General features: G+C 66.4%; 15 protein-coding genes. 12 read left to right on the forward strand and 3 right to left on the reverse strand.

Annotation, left to right across the window (positions count from 1 at the left end):
- Positions 1 to 131: 131 nt before the first annotated feature.
- Positions 132 to 2,228, forward strand: a complete 2,097-nt coding sequence (locus ACR64R_RS05335; protein ID WP_487360643.1) for a GumC family protein — start codon at positions 132 to 134, stop codon at positions 2,226 to 2,228.
- A 1-nt stretch (position 2,229) separates the two neighbouring features.
- Positions 2,230 to 3,561: a VpsF family polysaccharide biosynthesis protein gene (locus ACR64R_RS05340; protein ID WP_487360644.1), complete on the forward strand. Its 1,332-nt coding sequence runs from the start codon at positions 2,230 to 2,232 to the stop codon at positions 3,559 to 3,561.
- A 27-nt stretch (positions 3,562 to 3,588) separates the two neighbouring features.
- Here ACR64R_RS05340 and ACR64R_RS05345 read toward each other — a convergent pair whose 3' ends face one another.
- Together ACR64R_RS05345 and ACR64R_RS05350 are read right to left on the reverse strand one after the other, a co-directional pair.
- Positions 3,589 to 4,851, reverse strand: a complete 1,263-nt coding sequence (locus ACR64R_RS05345; RefSeq protein ID WP_487362381.1) for a glycoside hydrolase family 5 protein — start codon at positions 4,849 to 4,851, stop codon at positions 3,589 to 3,591.
- Positions 4,852 to 4,862: 11 nt separating this feature from the next.
- On the reverse strand, positions 4,863 to 6,050 hold the full coding sequence (locus ACR64R_RS05350; RefSeq protein ID WP_487360645.1) for a DUF1972 domain-containing protein: 1,188 nt from the start codon (positions 6,048 to 6,050) through the stop codon (positions 4,863 to 4,865).
- Positions 6,051 to 6,406: 356 nt separating this feature from the next.
- Between ACR64R_RS05350 and ACR64R_RS05355 the strand changes: the two genes are divergently transcribed.
- The 10 genes from ACR64R_RS05355 to ACR64R_RS05400 all read left to right on the forward strand — a co-directional run bounded on the left by ACR64R_RS05355 (position 6,407) and on the right by ACR64R_RS05400 (position 17,237).
- Positions 6,407 to 7,591, forward strand: coding sequence for a glycosyltransferase family 4 protein (locus tag ACR64R_RS05355; protein ID WP_487360646.1), 1,185 nt, complete (start codon positions 6,407 to 6,409; stop codon positions 7,589 to 7,591).
- Positions 7,588 to 8,895, forward strand: coding sequence for a polysaccharide biosynthesis protein (locus ACR64R_RS05360; protein WP_487360647.1), 1,308 nt, complete (start codon positions 7,588 to 7,590; stop codon positions 8,893 to 8,895). Before ACR64R_RS05355 ends, ACR64R_RS05360 begins: the two co-directional genes overlap by 4 nt.
- Positions 8,896 to 8,904: 9 nt before the next feature.
- Positions 8,905 to 10,131, forward strand: coding sequence for a GNAT family N-acetyltransferase (locus tag ACR64R_RS05365; RefSeq protein ID WP_487360648.1), 1,227 nt, complete (start codon positions 8,905 to 8,907; stop codon positions 10,129 to 10,131).
- Positions 10,132 to 10,224: 93 nt separating this feature from the next.
- Entirely contained in the window at positions 10,225 to 10,449 is a 225-nt protein-coding gene (locus tag ACR64R_RS05370) for a hypothetical protein (protein WP_487360649.1), read from the forward strand.
- A 91-nt stretch (positions 10,450 to 10,540) separates the two neighbouring features.
- Positions 10,541 to 13,039 (forward strand): DNA ligase D, encoded by a 2,499-nt coding sequence (ligD, locus tag ACR64R_RS05375; protein ID WP_487360650.1) that lies wholly within the window; start codon positions 10,541 to 10,543, stop codon positions 13,037 to 13,039.
- Between the two features lie 240 nt (positions 13,040 to 13,279).
- Complete coding sequence (gene ku / locus ACR64R_RS05380; RefSeq protein WP_487360651.1) at positions 13,280 to 14,188, forward strand: non-homologous end joining protein Ku; 909 nt, start codon at positions 13,280 to 13,282, stop codon at positions 14,186 to 14,188.
- A 17-nt stretch (positions 14,189 to 14,205) separates the two neighbouring features.
- Entirely contained in the window at positions 14,206 to 15,309 is a 1,104-nt protein-coding gene (locus tag ACR64R_RS05385) for a tetratricopeptide repeat protein (RefSeq protein WP_487362382.1), read from the forward strand.
- Positions 15,310 to 15,319: 10 nt separating this feature from the next.
- Positions 15,320 to 15,682: a hypothetical protein gene (locus tag ACR64R_RS05390; protein WP_487360652.1), complete on the forward strand. Its 363-nt coding sequence runs from the start codon at positions 15,320 to 15,322 to the stop codon at positions 15,680 to 15,682.
- Positions 15,672 to 16,310, forward strand: a complete 639-nt coding sequence (locus ACR64R_RS05395) for an alpha/beta hydrolase family protein (protein WP_487360653.1) — start codon at positions 15,672 to 15,674, stop codon at positions 16,308 to 16,310. The genes ACR64R_RS05390 and ACR64R_RS05395 overlap by 11 nt, the downstream gene beginning before the upstream one ends.
- A 153-nt stretch (positions 16,311 to 16,463) precedes the next feature.
- The gene (locus ACR64R_RS05400) at positions 16,464 to 17,237 is read left to right on the forward strand and encodes an exodeoxyribonuclease III (RefSeq protein ID WP_487360654.1); all 774 of its coding nucleotides are present in this window, start codon (positions 16,464 to 16,466) and stop codon (positions 17,235 to 17,237) included.
- Between the two features lie 3 nt (positions 17,238 to 17,240).
- Here ACR64R_RS05400 and ACR64R_RS05405 read toward each other — a convergent pair whose 3' ends face one another.
- Entirely contained in the window at positions 17,241 to 17,903 is a 663-nt protein-coding gene (locus ACR64R_RS05405) for a DUF6064 family protein (protein ID WP_487360655.1), read from the reverse strand.
- Positions 17,904 to 18,169 lie beyond the last annotated feature (266 nt).

Raw genomic sequence — 18,169 nt, forward strand, 5'->3', positions numbered from 1 at the left:
GCAAACTTCATGCCAGCGCGGGCATGAATTTATGAACATAATTAACAGTGTTTTAATCGTTGCCGGGAATAGCTAGGCCAACGCCGCATGTCTCGTCCTTGCCGGCCGATGGAGCGTTGTCGGAGCGACCTTTGCAACCATCCCTGCTCATGGTTCCTCAGCAGAACGCTCCGGAGGCGGTCGCACCAACCCCGGCCCATCACGCGCCCGCGCCGGAGCCAGCCACGGTCGAGCTCGGCGATCTCGGCCGCATCCTGCTGCGCCGCCGCTTCATGATCTTCGCAACCGTCTTGCTGCTGACAGCCGCGACGCTTGTCTACAGCTTCCTGACGCCGGCGCTCTACTCGTCGATGGCGCAGATCATCGTCGACCCCGAGGATCTCCAGGTCGTCACCAACGACGTCAACCCGAGCCGCATCTCGCCCGATGGCGGCATTACCCAGGTCGAAAGCCAGGTCAGCGTCGCGCAATCGAACGGCGTCCTGCTGCGCGCGATCAAGGCCACCAACCTCACCGAGGATCCGGAATTCAACGGGCAGGGCGCTCTCGGCCGCTGGATGGGCATGCTCTTCGGCGACAACGGCGGCGACAGGACGGCGACCACGCTGGATTCGCTGCGTCGCGTCCTTGCGGTCAAGCGCGACGACAAGGTGCTGGTGCTCAACATCATCATCACCGCCAGGAGCCCGCAAAAGGCGTCGGACCTCGCCAACGCCGTCGCCAATGCCTACCTCGCCGACCAGGCCGACGCCCGCAGGGACAAGGCCGCCAAGGCATCCGAGTCGATCACCGCGCGGCTCGACGAACAACGCAAGCGCGTCGAGCAGGCCGAGAATGCGGTCGAGGCCTACCGCTCGCAGCACAACATGGTGATGGCCCAGGGCAATCTGGTGAGTGACCAGGAACTGACCGGGCTCAATGCCGAGCTGACCGCCACGCAGGCGCGCACCCAGCAATTGAAGGCTCAGGTCGACCAGTTGCGCCGGCAGGGCGGCGCGCCGGACGCGACCTCGGAAGCCACGCGCTCCGCGACGATTTCGAGCCTCAGGGCGCAGGAAGCGGCGCTGGTGGACCAGATCGCGCAGCTCGGCACCGGGCTCGGGCCGCGCCACCCCTCGATGATTGCCGCCCAGCAGCAACTGCGCGACCTGCGCGCGCTGATCCAGCGCGAGCTCGGCCGCATCGCCACGGCCGCGGAGGCCGACTATGAGCGCTCCCTCGCCAACCAGCAGGCCCTGCAGGCCAAGATGCAGACGCTCAAGTCGAAGTCGCTCGACAACGACCAGGCCTCGGTTCGCCTGCGCGAGTTGCAGCGCGACCTCGACGCCGTGCGCACCGTCTATGCCAACTACCTGCAGCGCGCCCAGGAAACGCGCGAGCAGAGCAATGTCGACAGCACCAATGCCCGCATCATCTCGCAGGCCATGCCGGCGCTGAAGAAGAGCTGGCCGCCGAAGGGGCTGCTTCTGTTCGGCGCCGTCTTCGGCGGGCTGGCGCTGGGCGTCGGCATGGCGCTGATCGCGGAGTATCTTTCGCCCACCGTGCTTTCCGCCAACCAGATGCAGTCGGCCATCGAGGCGCCCGTGCTGGGGGTAATGCCGGGCAAGGCGCCGCGCCGCCGCTCCGGCACTGTCGCCCAGAAGACCGACGCGGTGGCGGGGCTGGCGCTGCAGCGCATCGCGGCCACCACCAGGCGCCCGCCCGACTGGCCGCTGGCGCCCTCGATTCTGGTGGCGTCGCCACCCGAGGACAAGGTGCAGCGGTCCAGGGTCGCGTGGCAGCTCGCCAATGCGGCGGCGGCCAGGGGCCGCCGCGTGCTGTTCATCGACATCAATGCCGGCAAGGGCCAGAAGGACCCGCAGCCCGGCGTGCTCGACGTGCTGCGCGGCGAATATCCGCTCGACGCGGTCAGCCGCTACGCGCCGGGCAGTTCCGTGGCGCTCATCGGCAGAGGTCGGCCGGCCGCGGTATTCCAGGAAGCGCAAGCGCTCTATTTCGCCCATCGCATGCTGGTCGAGGCCAGCCGCAGCTTCGAGCTCGTCGTCGTCGACGGCGGGGCGCTGGCGGACGACCTCAACGTGCTGCCGCTGGTTGCCATGGCCGACGAGATCCTGCTCGTCGCCAGGCTGAACGCGACGCCGATGCGCGAGGTCGCCGCGACCTCGGAGGCGGTCTCGGTCATGGGGCGGCTGCCGACCGGGGCGATGCTGGTCGACGAGGCGGCCTGACATGGCCTCGGTACTGGCTGGTCCCACCCGGGCTGCCACCGTTTCGGCCTATGGCCTGGCTGGCCGGCGCGGTGTCCCGGTCGACGCGCTGACCAGGCTCGGCCTGACGGTCGCGGTGCTGCTTCTGTTTTCCGTTTCCGGCGGCATGCTGTGGCTGGCCGGCTATAATTACGACGGCCTGCAGGGCAGTCCGCTGACCAAGATCCACCCTTCCACGTATCTCTTCGTGCTCGTCTTCGCCTGGCGCTCCTGCACCTTCGGCAATCCCGTCGGCTACGTCGTCCATGTCACCAACAAGCGGCCGGCCACCATGCTGATGGCGGTGACCGCGACGGTGCTTCTCTTTGTGGTCATCGCCAGGCAGCGCCCCGGCATGGCCGGCATGATAGACACCTTCGTTGCGCCCGCGCTGCTCGTGCTGCTGCTCAGCGAGGACGACGAGAAGACCTTTGCCCGGCTGCAGCTTCTCATCCATGTCGTCATGACGGCGAACGCGCTGCTGGCGCTGTTCGAGTTCGGAACCAGGCACCTGGTGTTCCCTTACAGGTTCGACGGCGCGGTGTTCGTCAACGACCTGCGCTCGACGGCTTTGCAGGGCCACCCGCTGTCCAACGCCACGGTGACCTCGATCTATGTGCTGTCGCTGCTGTCGGGCTCACGCTCCCTTTCGGCGCCGCTCAGGCTCGGGCTCGTCAGCCTGCAGTTCTGCGCGCTGGTCGCCTTCGGCGGCCGTTCGGGCATGGTGCTGACGATCGTGCTCGGTGGCGCCTATATCCTCATTCGCGGCCTTGCGCAGCTCAGGACCGGACGCGTCAACCTTCTGGGCGCCGCGCTGGTGATCATGCTCGCCGCCCTGCTGCCGCTCGTGATCGCGCTCGCCTTCTATTACGGATTCTTCGACGCGCTGCTCGAACGTTTCGTCTCCGACAGCGGCAGCGCCAATGCCCGCGTCGAGATGTTCGATCTCTTCCGGCATCTGGAACTGCGCGACCTGATCGTCGGGCCCGATGTCGACCTGCTCGAAAGCATGCGCCGCATCACCGGCCTGGAGCAGGGCATCGAAAACCCGGTGCTGCGCCTGACGCTCTACCAGGGCGCTTTCTTCACGCTTCTGATCTTCTTCGGCTTCGCGCTGTTCATGCACGAGGTCGCGCGCCGCTGCCACCCCGGCATCTGGCTGCCGATGCTTGGCTGGCTCATCCTTCTCAACACCTCCGAAAGCATCGCGTCGAAGACGACGCTGATGACCAAATTCGTGGTGATGGCGCTGGTGCTGTACAGGCCGGCGCGAGGTGTTGCGCTTCAAAAGACGCAGGCGCGGCGCTCCGCGTAGCAGAGTCGCCCGCACGGACATGAAGCGTCAATCCGCCGCCATGGTGAGCCCGAGCGCCTCGACCATCGCCGGGTCCAGAGCGCGTGTTTTATCGTCCATCATGCCCATGCCGTCGAACAGGTCCCACAAGGCCCACGGAAAGCCGGCCGCTTCGGCGCTTTGCCGGACATCGGCGATGTAGCGGGCGCGGTCAGGGTTGGGCGCGGCGGTGTAGCGGGCATCGGTGCGCAGCGCGCCGAACTCGCCCATGATGATGCGCCCGGGCGCGATGCCGTGGCTGTCCGCCCAGGCGCTCACCTGCCCGAGAAAATTGTCGATGAAGCGGCGGTCGGGCTGGGCGTCGAAATAGACCTTCAGCACGCGCTCGGTCTCGGCATAGGCGGCCTTTTTGGCCTCGTCCGATCTTTCCGTGTCGCCGGCCATCCGAACCCGGACCGAGGCCAGCGTCTGCTCCAGCGTACCGGCCGAGGCCGGCCACGGCACGTTGTTCAGCGCGCGGTAGACCGGCTCGCGCATCCACGGCGCGCCCTGATGGCTGAACAGGTAGGGCTCGTAGAAGTGGAAGGTGAACAGGATCGGCTCGAATTCCGCCAGCGGCGCCGGGTCGAGCGCGGTCATGCCGCGCACCATCGAGCCGCAGCCGCCGGTGACCAGAAGCGGCAGCTCTCGCGCCGAACCCCGCGCGGCGGTGAGCAACGCCGCCTGCACCCTGGGCCAGACTTCGGAGGAACAGTCCTGCGGCGGCTCGTTGACCGGCTCCAGCGCAACCCTGCCGGACGCCATGTCCTTGAGCATGCCGGCCACTTCGCCGACGAAGACCTGGTAGCGCGCGAATTCCGGCGCGCGGGTGCTGGAATACATCCTGTCGGGATTCCAGTAATGCGTGGCGCCGTTGGCCTGCACGTTGAGGATGACGCCGAGATCGGCGGCAAGCGCGGCCTTCACCGCCGCGCCCAGCATCGCCATGAGGTCGGCGCGCCGGCCCGCCTCTGCGGCGAGGAACGGGCCGGGGTCGACGGGCAGGCGGATGAAGTCGAGGCCGCTGGCGCGCAGCCGGGCAAGGTCGGCCGGCGTCGGCACCGGCCGCTGCGGCTGGAAAGGCGGCCAGTCATAGTCGGTGCGGGGCGCTGGAAATTCGCGCGTCAGGGCAAACCACGGCCAGGCGTTGACGCCGCGCCTGAAAGGCCATTCGCCGGTCGCGGCTTTCGCCGGATAGGTCGGTGGCGCCAGCGGCGCCGTGGCCGCGGCCAGCGCCGCGCCGAGGAGACGGCGGCGCGACCAGCCGGGCATGCGCGGGCCGGTCATGCGTGCTTGGCGCGGTCGGCTTTCGCTGGCGCGGCCGTGGCGGCGCCGAGCTGCCGCAACGCTTCCTTCTCATAAGCGGCGAGCACGTCTTCCCAGCGGAAGGCCTCGCGGGCGCGCGCCCGCGCCGCCTTGCCGCAGCGCGCCACCAGCGCATAGTCGGCCAGCGCCTCGTCGATCCGCGCGCTCAGGCTGTCCGTGTCGTGGAAGAAGGTTGCCGCCTCGCCGGCGACCCAGCGGTTGTAGCGGTTGTCATGCGCGATCACCATGTTGCCTGCGGCAAGCGCCTCGACGAGCGAGGGGTTGGTGCCGCCCACCGTGTGGCCGTGCATATAAGCGCGCGCATGGTAGCGCAGCGCCTTCACCGCCGCTTGGTCGTAGATTGCCCCCGGCAGCACCACCACCGAGCCCGCCGCCTCGCGCACGGCGCGGTGGTAAGGGATTTCGTCGTTGAGCGTGCCCAGCACCACCAGCTTCACGTCGCCGCGGTCGCGGCGGCGGAAAGCTTCGATGATCGGCAGGATGTTGTTGTCGGGCTCGATCCGCGCGATCGATACCAGGTATTTGCCGGGCTCGAGCCCAAGCGCGCGAACGGGTTCCTCCGGCGCCGAGCTCACCGGGTCCGCCCCATAGGCGATCGTGGCGATGGCGCGGCGCGGCCGGCGCGTCGCCAGGTGGTCGGCGATCGCCGGGTGGTCGGCGATGAGCCGGTGCGAGAGCCAGGCGCCGATCCATTCGTTGAGCCAGAACCAGCCGCGCGCCGCCGGTCCCCATTTCGGCCGGCGCCACTCGATGCCGTCCATGTTGGTGATGATCCTGCGCCGCATGAGCCTGAGCCAGGTCAGGAACACCGCGCCATTATAGCCGAGCACCAGGCACACGCCCGGCCGCCTGGCGGCGTCGAGCACGCATTGCCAGTCGAATTCCAGCGTCGCGCGCGGACCCTTGGATGCGACCTCGATGGTGATCAGGTCGATGCCGCGCCAGGTGTCGATCGACACCCTTTGCCCGACGCGCTCGACCTCCCTCTGGCAGTAGACGCCGACCTTCCAGCCGCGTCCTGCGAGGTAAAGCGCCAGGCGCTCGGCGAAAGTCTCGAAGCCGCCATGGGAGGCGGGTATGCCGCGCGTTCCCAGGATCAGGATCGAAGGCTTTTCGATCAGGGTGGAAGGTCGTTCCGGTTTCAAAGCAAAGGGTTCCCCGGGGTCCGGTCACGGTTGTTGTTGTGTCAATGACCGCCCAGCAACTTCCGTGCCAGGGGTACCCCCAGGGGAATGCTCGCATGAAGTTGTAAAATTTCCCTTCAGAAATCATGGCTTGCTTCATTATCGGTCAACCTTCCCGATGTATCCGTATCGATACGGGGCACGGCTGGGGGTTCCCGGGTCACAGCCGGGCAATCAGGCCCGGCACGATCCTTGCTCCCTGATCTGCCGAGGCCCTGCTGGGTAGAGCGGCGTGCGGACTTGGCACGAGGTTTCTTCCGCGCTTGAAGGGTCCGGTGCGATTGAGCGGACTCGGCGTGCATGGTGGAAAGATAGAAATGCGCATCGCCTGCGTTCATCAGGGCTACGAGCTCTATGGCTCGGATCGCAGCTTCGCGGAGAGCGTGGCCGCGCTACGCGCCGCGTTTCCATCCGCCGAGATCGAGGTCGTGCTGCCGCGCGAGGGGCCGATCGTCGATATCCTGAAGCCGCATGCCAGCCGCATCGTGTTCGAACCGCTCTGGGTGCTCAGGCGCCAGGCGATGCTCAGGCTCGCCACCATCGAGATGGCGCGGCTGCCTGCGGCACTCTGGCGGGCGTGGCGGCGCATGCAGAGCAGCGACCTGACCTATATCAACACCTCCATCATCGCCGACTATGCGCTGGCCGCGCGGCTTCTGCCGCGCAAGGCGCTGCTGCACATCCACGAGATCCCCGAAGGCATATTGCGCAAGGTGCTCGTAGCCCTCATGCGCTGGAGCCGCGCCGACCTCATTTTCAACTCGCGCGCCACGCGCGCCACCTTCGGCGATCCACCGGGCGTGGATGCCAGGGGTCGGCGCACGCATGTCGTCTACAATGGCGTTGCCGGGCCCGCAGCCGCCCTGCCGGTGACTTATGACGGCAGCCGTCCGCTCAAGGTCCTGCTGCTTGGCCGCGTCAACCGCATCAAGGGGCAGGAGGTCCTGCTCGAGGCGGTCGCGTCGCTGGAGCCCGCCTTGCGCGATCGCGTCGAGGTCCGTCTCGTCGGCGGCGCCTTCGAAAGCGTAGAGCGCGAGCAGGCACTGGCCGAACTGGTCGGGCGCATGGGGCTGAGCGGGCATGTCGAGGTGCTGCCTTTCGTCTCCGACCCGGCCGATCACTATCGCTGGGCCGATATCGTGGCGGTGCCGTCGCGCCGCCCGGAATCGCTAGGCCGTGTCGCCATCGAGGCGATGGCCTGGGGCCGCCCGCCGCTGGTGTCGGCGATCGGCGGGCTGGTGGAGGTGGTGGTCGACGGCAAGACCGGCTGGCATGTACCGCCCGGCGATTCGGCCGCCCTTGCCGGCAAGCTCCGCGAGATCATCCTGCGGCCGGATATTTGGCGCGGTTTTGCCGCCGCCGGCCGGGCGCGCTACGAGGCTGTCTTCAGCGAGCCGATCGCCGCGGCGGCCATCGTGGCGATCGTGACCGACAAGCTGAAGGCGGCGACGGCTCGGCAGGGGCGGGCGCGTGTCGTCCGCGAGGCGGAGACGAGCCCTTGAACTTCGCGTTCCCGGCCCATCTGGTGCGGCGCCTCATGCTGATGATCGGCGGCGAGGCGATGCAGAGCGGCTTCCATTTCGCCCTCAACCTCGCGCTGCTGCATCTTCTGTCGGCGCAAGGCTACGGCCTCTTCGCGCTCGCCATGGTGATGGGCGGCGTCGGCCTGTCCTATATCCGTTCGCTCACTGCCGTTCCCGCCACCATATGGATGAGCAAGAGCACCAATCGCGCCGGCGTCGACGCCCATGACGTGACGTTCGGATCGGCGGCGCTGGTGGTCGCGGTGCTGATGGGGGTGGGCACGGGGCTGCTGATGCGTCTCCTGGGCGACCCGAGCGGTATCGGCGCCGCCTGCTTCGTCGGCGCCTGGTCCCTGCGCAGTCATATGCGCACGGCTTTCTTCGCGCGCCGCATGCAACTCGTCGTCTCCATCAGCGACGCGGTGTTCACCCTCGCGGGCACAGTGCTGGCGGGGGCTGCGATCTGGTCATTCGAGGATGACCTGCAAGCCACTTTCTACGCGCTTGCCGCCGCCAACCTGATCGGTATCGCCGTTCTGGTGAGGCTGGCGCGCCGCAAGCTGCGCCTCTCCTTCCGCGCGCCGACCTGGCGGCGCTATGCGAAGCTGTGGCCGCAGCTCTGCTGGTCCGGGTTCAGCGCCACCACCACCAACATCCAGGGGCAATCGCTGGCGCTGCTGGTCGCGGGGATCGCCGGACCCGCCGCTTACGCGCCGCTGGCGGCGGTGCTGGTGCTGTTTGCGCCGCTGCGCATATCGAGCCTGGCCTTTTCGAACATGCTGCAGCCGGAACTCGCGAAGCTTGTGCGCAACAAGGAGTTCGACCGCGTATGGACACAGGCCAAGATCTGGGCGCTCGTCATGGGTGTCGGCAGTCTGGCCTATGGCTGCGGCGTGCTGTTCGTTTTGCCGATGATCAAGTCGCAGGCCCTGCAGCATGCCTCGGTCGGACTGATCGGAATCTTCGCCATCGCAAACTTCGTGCCGATCATGGCCTATGTCATGCCGCGCGTGGTCCTCGAGATCTTCGGCGATTTCCGCATCGTCGCCTTCATCACCCTGGCCGGAGCGGTCGTCGGGCTGGCGACGATCGGGACCCTGCTGGCCGTTGCGCCACCGTCATGGTCGCTGGCTGGCGCCGCGGTGTCCGAGACCTTCGTGCTGGTCGCCTCATGGTATTTCGCGGGCCACCGCATGTGGAACTCCAAGCACCCCAGCGAGCAGCGCCCCAGCATATTCGGCGCCTGGCGCCGCGCGGCCGCACTGGCCGTGCAGAGACGATAGGAGAATGATGTGGCAAGCCAAGCAATGCCGATGGCCGCTATGACGACCGGCATGGCCGACGACGAGGCGACATCATCAACCGGGGCCGCCAGCGGCGCATATGTGGCGCGCCTGCACACCAGCCTCGCGGCGGTCAAGCCGCTCTGGCGGCGCCTCGAGACGGACGGCGTGTGTACCGGCCACCAGCATTTCGCCTGGGCCGAGGGGATCGTTGAAAAGCTCGTGCCGCCGAACGCCGAACTCACCATCGTCGAGGTGAGGGACGCCGCGACGGGCGAGCCGGTGATGCTTCTGCCGCTGATGCGGCGCCGCGCGTTCCAGCATTGGGTGATCGAGTGGCTGAGCTGCGGGGTGTGCGACTATGCGGCACCCTTGCTCGCCGACGCGACCCCCTGGACCACGCAATCCGCCGAGGCCGTTTGGGCGGCGGTGCTGTCCGTGCTGCCGCCGGCGGACCGCGTGCACATCACCGGCATACCTAAGCAGATCGGCGGCGTCGCCAATCCGCTCGCACTGCTTTCGCAGGCGCGCGATTCCATCCACTCCCACTACGGCATCGCCATGGACGGCGACGCCGAAACCGTCGTCAAGCGCATCTGCCGCCCGTCCTTCGTCAAGGCGCTCAACAAGGACTTGCGCCGGCTCGACCGCAATGGCGGCCTGGCGCTGGTGGAAGCCGACACGCCGGCCCTGGTGGACTCCATCTTCGGCCGGCTGGTCGAAATGCGGCTCAGCCGATTTCGCGAGCTTGGCCGGTTCGACCTCCTGGCGCGGCCGCGGGTGGTCGATTTCTACCGTGGCGCCGCGCATCGTGGCCTGACGGACGGTTCGGTACGCATCTTCGGCCTGCGCTCCGGCGACGTCATGGTCGCGGTGCAGTACCTGGCGGTCCATCTGGGCACCCTGCATGCGCTTCTGGTCGCGATCGACCAGGGCGCGGTGCCCAATGTTTCGCCGGGACTTTGCATCATGGGCGAGCTGATGAAATGGGGGCGGGGAGCCGGCTTCGATTATTTCGACCTGTCGGTCGGCAACCAGAGTTACAAGGAACATATGGGCGCGGTGAAGTCGGTCCTGTCCGAACTTTGCTACGGCATGACGCTGAAGGGCGTGGCGGCGAGCGGCGCGATCAAGTATCGCGGCCAGGGCGTCGCCTTCGTGCGCGACAACCCGCGCCTGTTCAAGCTCGCGCGGGAATTCATGCAGCGCTGGCGCCGGCTGCGGGCGCCGCGCTGAGCGGTGGGTTTGGTCGGCAAATTGACTCACATTGCGCTCTCCGCCATGCTTATGGGCAGCCGCGCTTCCGGCGGCCGCGAGTTCGAGTGAGCCATGGCCAGTCCCGTCGCCAGAGAAAATTCCCGCCGCGCCGCGGTGAAGACCGCGCTCGACCGCCATAAGGTCTATGTCACCGCGCAGCGCTTTTCCGGCGGCTCCTACAGCGCCCGCGTGCTGGTCGACGGCGAGGCCTACTGGGTCGACGAGTTCCGGCTGAGCCAATTGCGGCAGGGGCTGTCGCCGGCCGAGCTGGAACTGACGCCGGCGATCGACGATTGAGATTTCATCGATGACGGCGGCAAGGCTGGCGGGACAGCGCGAAGGAACGAGGCATTTGCCGTTGTCCGCTCCGCGTCTCGGCGCCTAGTTCATGCCAGCCAAGCTCAAATCCTACCGCGCCAAGCGGGAGTTCAGCCGCACCCCAGAACCCGCCGGCGGCGCGGCATCCGAGGGCTCCAACCGCTTCGTCGTCCACAAGCACCATGCCACCGCCGACCACTATGATCTGCGCCTCGAAATCGGCGGCGTGCTGAAGAGCTGGGCGGTGCCGCGCGGGCCCTCGCTCAATCCGGCAGACAAGCGTCTCGCCGTCGAGACCGAGGATCATCCGATCGAATATATCGACTTCGAGGGCGTGATCCCCGAGGGCGAGTATGGCGGCGGGCCGATGATCGTGTGGGACACCGGCACCTGGGCGCCGATGGAGGATGCCGGCAAAAGCCTGCGCACCGGCGCCTTCAAGTTCCGGCTGGCGGGCCAGAAACTCAATGGCGGCTGGATGCTGACGCGGCTGAAGCCCAAGCCGGGCGAGGACGAGAACAAGAAAAACTGGCTCTTGTTCAAGGAGCGCGACCTAGCCTCCGACACCAGGCTCGACATCCTCGAAGCCCGGCCGGAAAGCGTGAAGTCCGGCCGCCGCATCGAGGAACTGGTGGCGCCGCCGAAAAAGCGCGAGCGCCTGCCGCCGAAGCCGGGCTCGCTGAAGCCCGGCGCGCTGCCCGGCGCCCTGAAGGCCGCGCCGCCCGCCCGCATCGAGCCGCAGCTTGCCACGCCGGTGCCGAAGCCGCCGGGCGGCGACGATCCCGCGGAGCGCACGGGCGAACTGTGGCTGCACGAGATAAAATTCGACGGCTATCGCACCATGGCGCATGTGGTCGATGGAACGGTGAGATTGATGACCCGCGCGGGCCTCGACTGGACCAGGCGCTATGGCGATCTCCCGCAGGCCTTTTCGCGCCTGCCGGTCAGCCAGGCGATCATCGACGGCGAGATCATGGTGCTCGACGACAAGGGCATTTCGCGCTTCGCGCTGCTGCAGGACGCGCTGGCCGAGGGCGCCGGCTCGAAACTTCATTTCTATGCCTTCGACCTGCTCCATCTCGACGGCTGGGACCTTCGCAAGGCGCCGCTCATCAAGCGCAAGTCCTTGCTGGCCGAACTGCTCGCCGGCCAGGCCGCCAACTCCGCCATCCAGTACAGCGACCATGTCGAGGGCGATGGGCGCGGGCTCTACGAACAGGCGACGGAACTGGGATTGGAAGGTGTCGTCTCCAAGCGTGCCGACGCCATCTACCAGAGCGGCCGCAGCAAAAGCTGGACCAAGGTGAAGGCGCTGCAGAAAGGCGACTTCGTGATCGCCGGCTACACCGTCTCCGACCGGGCGGAAGGGCTGGCGGCGCTCGGCATGGCCGAATTCGAGAACGGTGAACTGCATTATCGCGGCAAGGTCGGGACCGGCTTCGACAGCGGCATGGCGCGGGATCTGCTCGCCCGCCTGGAGCGGCTGACCGCCGGCGCCACGCCGCCGGAAGGCGCGCCGCGCGAGATCATGCGCGAGATGCACTGGGTGAAGCCGCTGCTGTCGGCGCGCATCCACTATGCCAATCGCACTGCCGACAATGCGCTGCGCCACGGCGTCTTCCGCGGGCTGCGCGATGTCGGCGGGCTCACCACGCCGGCGCCGGTCAAGCGCAAGCGGCTGATCGCCGAAGCCGACCTCGCCACCATCTGGGTGACCAATCCGCAGCGCCGCCTGTTCGGCAAGACCGGGCCGACAAAACTCGACATCGCCGTCTATTACGCGCTGGTCGGCGACTTCATGCTGCCGCATATCATCGGCCGCCCGGTTTCGCTGGTGCGTTGCCCGACCGGCCGCCCGCAGGACTGCTTCTTCCAGCGCCACGCCTTCACCGGCATGCCGGCATCGGTGGCGGTGTTCGAGAGCGTCAATTCGGAAGGCGAGACCAAGACCTATCTCTCGGTCGAGGATGCCAAGGCCTATCTGGCGCTGGCGCAGTTCGGCGTCGTGGAGTTCCACACCTGGGGCACGCACCGCACGAAGCTCGACAGACCCGACCAGATCGTCTTCGACCTCGATCCGGGCGAGGGGATTTCGTGGCGCGAGGTGGTGGAGGCGGCGGTCCACATCAAGGGTGGGCTGGAGGGCCTCGGCCTTGTGCCCTTCGTCAAGACCTCCGGCGGCAAGGGCATCCACATCACCGTGCCGGTGACCCGCAAGCAGAACTGGAAGAAGCTGCACCAGGTATCCAGCGCCATTTCGACTTTGCTGGCCGCGAGCGCGCCCGACACCTTCACCACCACCATGGGCAAGGAAAACCGCAAGAAGCGCATCTTCATCGACTTCCACCGCAACGCCCGAGGCCACACCTCGGCCGCTCCCTATTCGCTGCGCGCCCGCACCAATTTGCCTGCCTCGACCCCGGTGAGTTGGACCGACCTCGAGACCATCGACGCGCCGGAGGACCTGAACTACGCCTCGCTGCCGGGATTGCTGGAGACATCGGGGGACCCGTGGGCGGAGATCGACGAGGCGGCCAGGGATCTGCCGGTGGTGGAGAAGGAGCGGTAGCCTCTCATCTTCCATCTCCATCGACGCTTCTTACAATTTGAACTATTCTCCGCGCCAACCCCGAAAACACTTCGCTAGGGTTTTGCTTGTAAGGTCGGGGGTCGGTGTAGGATTTCCATGGCGCAGTTCGCCCTTCGGACGAAGCGCTGCAAAGAGCATGGTCCCAAAAAGTGGGAACCGGTTTTTGGACAAGACCATGCTCCAACATAGTGTCAGTGCATGGCCGCGTAGGAGTTCATCATGGCGCCCAGGGCAAGTTGGAAAGGTTACCTCAAGCTCAGCCTCGTCAGCTGTCCGGTCCGGCTCTATCCGGCCACCAGCGCGAGCGAGCGCATCTCGTTCAACCAGTTGCACAAGAAGACGCACAACCGCATCAACATGAAGCCGGTGGATCCGGAACTCGGCCTGGTCGAGCGCTCGGACCTGGTGCGCGGCTACGAATATGAGGACAAGCAGTACATCATCATCGATGACGCCGACCTCGACGCGGTCAGGATCGAATCCAACCACACGATGAACATCGAGGCCTTCGTCGACGAGGGCGAGGTCGATGTCATCTACCAGGACGCGCCTTACTACCTCGCGCCCGACGGCGCCATGGCGGAAGAAACCTTCGCGGTGCTGCGCGAGGCCATGCGCAAATCCGGCAAGCTCGCCATCGCCCGCCTGGTGCTTTCCAGCCGCGAGCGCGTGGTGACCATCGGCGCGCGCGAGAACGGCATGTTCGTCTGCACCTTGAGGAACCCCAACGAAGTGCGCGGCACCGCTGAATATTTCGGCAACATCCCGGCGGGCAAGCCTGATCCGGAAATGCTCGAGCTTGCCATGGCGCTGATCAAGCAGAAGGAAACGCACTTCGATCCGAAGAACTACGAGGATCGCTACGAGGTGGCGCTGATGGCAATGATCCGCGAGAAGCTCAAGGGCCACAAGCCGATCATCGCGGCGGCACCGGAGCGCGGCAACGTCATCAACCTGATGGATGCGCTGAAGGCGAGCCTTTCGCAGCAGGCCAAGCCCCCGGCGAAGTCGAAGAGCAAGGCCGACGAGACGCCGGCCAAGCCCGCCAGGAAGGCTGCCGCCGGCGGCGCGCCCGAGAACCCGCTGAAGGCGAACCTGCTGAAGGCCGTCGGCAAGAGCAAGAAGTGACGGGAAATGCGGGGCCAGTGATCGTTCCGGGCGCCGTCCTCGGCGTCGTCGGCGCGCTGGCCGCCTTTCCATTGCGGCTTGCCGCGCGCGAGGTCGAGCGCCGCCATGCGGAGCTCAGGCGCGGCGTCACCCGCCGAACCACCCATGTCGTGTTCGGCCGCGCCTTGCTGGCGAAGGCCGCGACGAGCCGGACGGGCGACGCCGAGATGGAGCGTCGCATGAAAGCCGAGCGCGAGGCCGGCCGCCGGCTGATCAGCGAGAACGGTTTCCTGCGCCTGCTCGGGCTGATGAAGGCGCCGGAGGCGCCCTCGCTCTCCAGGCAGTCGCTGATCGACCAGTCGCGGCTCGCGGGCGACGATCTCGACATGCTGTCGCTGTTCGACGCCTTCGAGCACGATGGCGAGCCCTACTCCTTCCGCGACCTGATCCTGGCCCGCAAATATGCCGGGTTGATCGCGAGCGGCGCCACCTGGGGCGCGATCGCGCGCTCCGTCCACCGCTCGGGCCCGGTCGCCTCGCTCACCGCCAAGTCGCTCAACCTCGGCTCGCAGCATGGCCGGCCGGACGCGATCTATCTCGATGAAGGCAGGAGCGAGCTCGACGGCCAATTGCTGTTCGACCTCGGCACCCCGCAAGACGACAGGCTGGAGGAGCTGTTCGCCGAGGCGGAGACGGCGGAGGAGGAGGGGCGCCACGACGATGCGGCGGCGCTTTACTTGCGCTGCCTGGCGATCGATCCGAAGGACGCCATCGCCGCCTTCAACCGCGCCAACTGCCTGCGCGGCGCCGGGCGCGCGGCGGAAGCCGCGCATGACTATGCCCGCGCGATCAAGCTCGATCCCGGCTTCGTCGAGGCCTGGTTCAATCTCGCCGGCCTGATGAGCGACGAGGGCAAGGTGGCGTCGGCAAGGCGGCACCTGCAGAAGGCGATCGCGCTGGACAAGGCCTATGCCGACCCCGTTTTCAACCTGGCAAGGCTGGAGTTCGATGCCGGGAATCTGGCCGAGGCGCGGCGGCTGTGGGTGAGATATCTGGAGCTCGACGCGGAGTCCGAATGGGCGCGGACCGCACAGAAGGGCATACAGTTCGTGGATCTGCACACGGCGCGCACGGCGGGGTGAAACTGCTGCCGTGGATAATCTTCCTCGTTTAGCCAGTATGGTATTTTCCGCGTGGTTTGTCGTTCTGGCGGTGCAGGAGGTCCGCGAGTTGCTCTATTATTGGAACAATGGCTGGAACTTCTTCGAAAACAGCAAAATCAGTTGGGGCACGTACTACAACCGCAGAAGCTGGCCGTTCCCGCAGCGCCCCGAGGACCGCATATCAAACAAGCAGCGCGTTTGCTTCGGTAGGCCATTCTTCATCGTGATCGTGGGAATTTTCGCAGCCGTGTTCACCCATATTACCTTGCACCCGGAGCAATGGCGCGAGGAAGTCCACGGCTCTAAAGTCACCTATCATTATATCGGGACGCCCCAACCTGATGGCCACTAGCTTCCTCTTCGACGGCGACGACACCGCCCCTGTCACCATCCTGCTCGCCCACGGCGCCGGCGCTTCGATGGATTCGCCTTCCATGACCGCCACCGCCAAGGCGCTCGCCGCCGCCGGCTTCCAGGTCGCGCGCTTCGAGTTCCACTATATGGCGGCGCGCCGCTACGGCCACCGCAAGCCGCCGCCGCGCGCCGAGACGGTGAACCCGGAATACATCAAGGCGATCGCCGACCTGCGCGCCAGGGGCGTGACCGGCAAGCTCATCATCGGCGGCAAGTCGATGGGCGGCCGCGTCGCCTCGATGGTTGCCGACGAGTTGTTCGCCAAGGGCGAGATCGCCGGGCTGGTCTGCCTCGGCTACCCGTTTCATCCGCCAGGCAAGCCGGAGCAGTTGCGGACGAAGCATCTCATCGACCTGAAGACGCCGACGCTGATTTTCCAGGGCACGCGCGACGAGTTCGGCACGAAGGACGAGGTTGCGACCTACGGGCTTTCCCCGGCAATAGAGGTGATCTGGCTGAAGGATGGCGATCACGATTTGAAACCGCGCAAGGCGATCTCGGGCTTTTCGACAGGCGATCACCTGAAGACCGTGGCGGAGACAATCAAAACCCGGATGGCGGGCTGACTACGCCGCCACGTCTGCCGAGATTCTGGTCAGGCCGAGTCGAAAATGGTGGTTTCCGAGAACCGGAGCGGAGTGTACCTTCCGTACGTGAGCACCGGAAGCGCAGGAAGCCGCCATTTGCAGGCCGGCATCACCTGAATATCGACAGACTTGATGAAACTAGCCACATTCAACATCAACAACATCAACAGCCGGCTGGAAAACCTGCTCGACTGGCTCGCAAAGGCGAAGCCCGATGTCGTCTGCCTGCAGGAGCTGAAGGCCCGCGACGCGCAGTTCCCGCTGACAAGGCTCGCCAAGGCCGGTTATGGGGCCGTCTGGAAGGGCGAGCCGACCTGGAACGGCGTGGCGATCCTCGCTCGCGGCGCCGAGCCTGTCCTGACGCGCGACGCGCTACCCGGCGACGATGCCGACCGCCAGGCGCGCTACATCGAGGCGGCGGTCGACGGCGTCGTCATTGCCTGCCTCTATGCGCCGAACGGCAATCCGCGTCCGGGGCCCAAATTCGACTACAAGCTCGCCTGGCACGAACGCTTCGCGACCCATGCCGGCGAGCTTCTCGATACCGGTCTGCCGGTCGCCCTTGCCGGCGACTTCAACATCGTGCCCGAGGCGCGCGACATCTACCAGACCCGCTCCTATGACGACAACGCGCTGGTGCAGCCCGAAAGCCGCGCCGCCTTTGCGGCACTCATCGAGCAGGGCTGGACGGATGCGCTGCGCAAGGTCTTTCCCAGGGAGGGGAGGCTCTACACCTTCTGGGATTATCGGCGGAACCGCTGGCCGCGCGACGCGGGCCTCCGGCTCGACCACATCCTGCTGTCGAAGAAGCTGGCGCGAAAGCTCAAAGCGGCGGGTATCGACCGCGAGGCGAGGGACCAGGACAACGCCAGCGACCACGCACCGGTGTGGGTGCAACTGGGCTGAGGCTTAAGCGGGCTTTTGAGCGCCCGCCGCGCGCGAACGCCGGCGGTCCCCGAGGACGATCAGCGGGACCGCAATGATGCCGCTCGCCAGCAGCATCCAATCCTGCGGCACGCCGAGGAGGAACGCGGCGCTTCCTCCGATCAAGGACCAGATCGACGGAATGGCAAGCAGCGGCCGCGACAGGGGCTGTCTGGCGAGAAGGAACAGCCCGAACGTGAATATGGTGACCGGACAGGGCGTGACGCCAAACGCCGGCATGCGGGGAAATGCGTGGCCCGTCCAGATGCCGATCAGCGGATAAAGCACGATCGCGTAGCCCACAAAGGCAATGCCGACACCCATGGCAGGCCCGAAATCCCGGCCGAAACCGAGTTGTTTCCGGATGCCAGAATTGGCCAGCAATACCGACTGCGCGACGAACAAGGCGCCAAAGACCACAGCGGCCCGGTTGATCTGGCTGAAGTAGAGCCAGTGATATGCGATGCCCGTCCACAGCCACATGGCAGCCAGGATGGCCGTGATCAGTCGATCCGCCATTGCTGGCCGCAACAGGAGCAGGACCACCGCGCAGCCGCCAAGGCCAAAGGCTGCCAGTTGAACGGGCCAGATGGCCTGGTTGTACGCGGCCAGATTGGCCAGGAACTGATCGCTGGTGAAGGGCAGCATCAGCATACCTCCGACTAGTCTTGCTAGCCGCGGTCGGGACTCGCTCCCTTGATCAGGCGCAATTTCGCGCCGAAAAAACAATAATCCCCGCCGTGGCGGGGATTACCGAAGGACCATAATTGGGTTAGCCGATCAGGGCGGAGGCGGAGGTGTAGAACCTACGGCCACAACCGCCGAGAGCTTGCCCTTGCGGACGAGCTCAGGCTTCTCGTAAGTCTTCTTCATAGGATTGCTCTCCCCGAAAATTGCAGCCGATAGTCTCATAT

The organism is Mesorhizobium sp. MC2-1-1, from assembly GCF_057597255.1.

Coding starts and splice junctions, on each gene's coding strand:
- ACR64R_RS05340 (WP_487360644.1), top strand. CDS start 2,230: ATGGCCTCGGTACTGGCTGGTCCCACCCGGGCTGCCACCGTTTCGGCC.
- ACR64R_RS05345 (WP_487362381.1), bottom strand. CDS start 4,851: ATGCCCGGCTGGTCGCGCCGCCGTCTCCTCGGCGCGGCGCTGGCCGCG.
- ACR64R_RS05355 (WP_487360646.1), top strand. CDS start 6,407: ATGCGCATCGCCTGCGTTCATCAGGGCTACGAGCTCTATGGCTCGGAT.
- ACR64R_RS05370 (WP_487360649.1), top strand. CDS start 10,225: ATGGCCAGTCCCGTCGCCAGAGAAAATTCCCGCCGCGCCGCGGTGAAG.
- ligD (WP_487360650.1), top strand. CDS start 10,541: ATGCCAGCCAAGCTCAAATCCTACCGCGCCAAGCGGGAGTTCAGCCGC.
- ku (WP_487360651.1), top strand. CDS start 13,280: ATGGCGCCCAGGGCAAGTTGGAAAGGTTACCTCAAGCTCAGCCTCGTC.
- ACR64R_RS05395 (WP_487360653.1), top strand. CDS start 15,672: ATGGCCACTAGCTTCCTCTTCGACGGCGACGACACCGCCCCTGTCACC.
- ACR64R_RS05400 (WP_487360654.1), top strand. CDS start 16,464: ATGAAACTAGCCACATTCAACATCAACAACATCAACAGCCGGCTGGAA.
- ACR64R_RS05405 (WP_487360655.1), bottom strand. CDS start 17,903: ATGCTGCCCTTCACCAGCGATCAGTTCCTGGCCAATCTGGCCGCGTAC.